Source organism: Streptococcus mitis (assembly GCF_001579035.1).
Taxonomy (GTDB): Bacteria; Bacillota; Bacilli; order Lactobacillales; family Streptococcaceae; genus Streptococcus; species Streptococcus mitis_J.
This window is the reverse complement of sequence record NZ_KQ970285.1, coordinates 439,922-442,187: the sequence shown is the minus strand read 5'-3', so window position 1 is coordinate 442,187 and position 2,266 is coordinate 439,922. Positions and strand designations below refer to the sequence as shown.

General features: G+C 32.6%; 2 protein-coding genes and 1 pseudogene. 1 reads left to right on the top strand and 2 read right to left on the bottom strand.

Features of this window, described 5'->3' with window-relative positions:
* Window positions 1–212 precede the first annotated feature (212 nt).
* Window positions 213–551, bottom strand: coding sequence for an antibiotic biosynthesis monooxygenase family protein (locus tag SMIDD26_RS02220; protein WP_049511258.1), 339 nt, complete (start codon window positions 549–551; stop codon window positions 213–215).
* Window positions 552–628: 77 nt separating this feature from the next.
* Window positions 629–2,065, bottom strand: coding sequence for a glycoside hydrolase family 1 protein (locus SMIDD26_RS02215; RefSeq protein ID WP_061438767.1), 1,437 nt, complete (start codon window positions 2,063–2,065; stop codon window positions 629–631).
* A 107-nt stretch (window positions 2,066–2,172) separates the two neighbouring features.
* Between SMIDD26_RS02215 and SMIDD26_RS12550 the strand changes: the two are divergent.
* Window positions 2,173–2,266 (top strand): annotated as a pseudogene (locus SMIDD26_RS12550) (AraC family transcriptional regulator); the annotation flags it as partial.

Below are 2,266 nucleotides of genomic sequence, written 5' to 3'. Positions count from 1 at the left end.
AATCCATCTTTAAAAGTAGTCATCTTTTTTCCTCCTGACTTTGATACTCTTATTATAAACCTCAAACCAAAAGATGAAAACGCATTCTTTTTCCTTATTGTTAAGGAAAGAAGTAATTTAAAATGGAAATAGAACAATATCTTCTTGTATTCTCGTAATGATATCTTTACGATTTTCAATACTTTCAAAATACAAAAACTCTCACAATAATTCTAATCCCCCATGTCTATAAACGACTTATCGCTTTCTGGTATCCCAGAATCATCTTCTATATAACGTTCAACTTGCATCTGCAAGTGATATTTTTTTCTTAAATCTAAGATTTTCTGCATTGTCTTTGATTGATGATGTTTATCTAAAGCTTCTTGATTTATCCACTGATCAATAAGAAGAATAGTTCCCTCTTTTTCAATTGGTAGAAAATATTCGTATTTCAAGTTGCCTTTTTGATTTCTAATTTCTGCAACAATCCCTGATTCAAGCATTTCTCTTGCAAAATTTATTGCACTATCTCCATCGCCTTTATAATACACATGAATAGTCAATGTCATCCCATATCCTCCAAAATCATCCTTCAAATTTTTAAAAAACAAGTTTAGATGAGGATCTAAACTTGTTTTTTTATGAACTAATTATCTAACGTTTCGCCATTACTTTCAATCACTTCTTTATACCAATAAAATGATTTTTTCTTATAGCGATTTAATGTTCCAGATCCATCATCATTTCTGTCTACGTAAATAAATCCATAACGCTTACTCATCTGGGCCGTTGAAGCTGATACTAAATCAATACATCCCCATGTAGTATAACCTAACAATTCTACTCCATCCTCAATAGCTTCACCTACTTGTTGTAGATGTTTTTTGAGATAATCAATTCTATAGTCATCATCAACAGTAGGTCCATCTGTACCTTCAATTAGAACGTCTTTAGCACCCAAACCATTTTCAACAATAAACAACGGCAGCTGATAACGATCATAAAGATTATTCAACACTATACGTAAACCAATAGGGTCAACTTGCCAACCCCATTCTGAACTTTCCAAATAAGGATTAGAAATTCCTCCCAATAAGTTTCCAATGCCTGATTGATAATTTTCAGGATCATGTGCTTGAACCGAACTCATATAATAAGAGAAAGAAATAAAATCCACAGTATTTTCAGCTAATAACTCCTTATCCCCTGATTCAAATTTGATATTGATATCATTTTCTTTAAAGAATCTTTGAATATATTTAGGATATTTACCACGAGCATGAATATCTGAAAATAGATAATTCTGATTCTCAAATTCACGCGCAGCCAACACATCTTCTGGCTTCGGTGTCATAGGATATGTTGGCATAGCCAAAACCATGCATCCAATTTTAAATTCTGGATTGATTTCATGTCCAACTTTCGTTGCCAAAGCGGATGCAACTAACTCATGATGAACCGCTTGATAAAGATCTTGTTTAGATAATTTCTCGACTGGAGTTGCAATACCACCACTTATAAAAGGAACATGTAAAACAGAGTTGATTTCGTTAAAAGTCAACCAATATTTGACTTTATTTTTATAACGATTGAAAACAGTTCTTACATAGCGCTCATAAAAACCAATCAAATCACGATTAACCCATCCATTATATTTTCTAGCCAAGTGAAGTGGAGTTTCATAATGTGATAATGTTACTAAAGGTTCTATTCCATATTTAGCTAGTTCGTCAAAAAGATTATCATAAAACTGTAAACCTTCTTCGTTTGGTTCCAATTCGTCACCATTTGGAAAAATACGAGACCATGCAATCGATGTTCTAAATACCTTAAAGCCCATTTCTGCAAATAAAGCAACATCTTCTTTATAACGGTGATAAAAATCAATTCCTTCCAATTTGAGATTATCTTCTGTAGGCAGTTCTGTAATGAATGGATTTAGATCATTATCACTTACTGGAACTCCGCCCCTAGGTGTCACATCCTGAACCGATAAACCTTTACCACCTACATTATAAGCACCTTCATACTGGTTAGCTGCTGTAGCTCCACCCCATAAAAATTCTTTAGGAAATTTACTCATTTATTTTCTCCTTTGTTTTTTTCTATACTTATATTATAATTAAATAAAAGTGACAAATCTTGCACAATAATAGCAAAAAACGATACTATCCTATTAAGAGGAAACCTATGATTGATCTTGGACAACTACATAAAAACACGCCTTATAAAAATGAATTAATTCCCTATTCTCTTACCCGGACTATTATGGAAGATGGTCTAC

What these genes read in the sequence shown, in the direction of transcription:
- SMIDD26_RS02220 (WP_049511258.1), bottom strand. Translation starts at nt 551, where the DNA reads ATGACATTGACTATTCATGTGTATTATAAAGGCGATGGAGATAGTGCA.
- SMIDD26_RS02215 (WP_061438767.1), bottom strand. Translation starts at nt 2,065, where the DNA reads ATGAGTAAATTTCCTAAAGAATTTTTATGGGGTGGAGCTACAGCAGCT.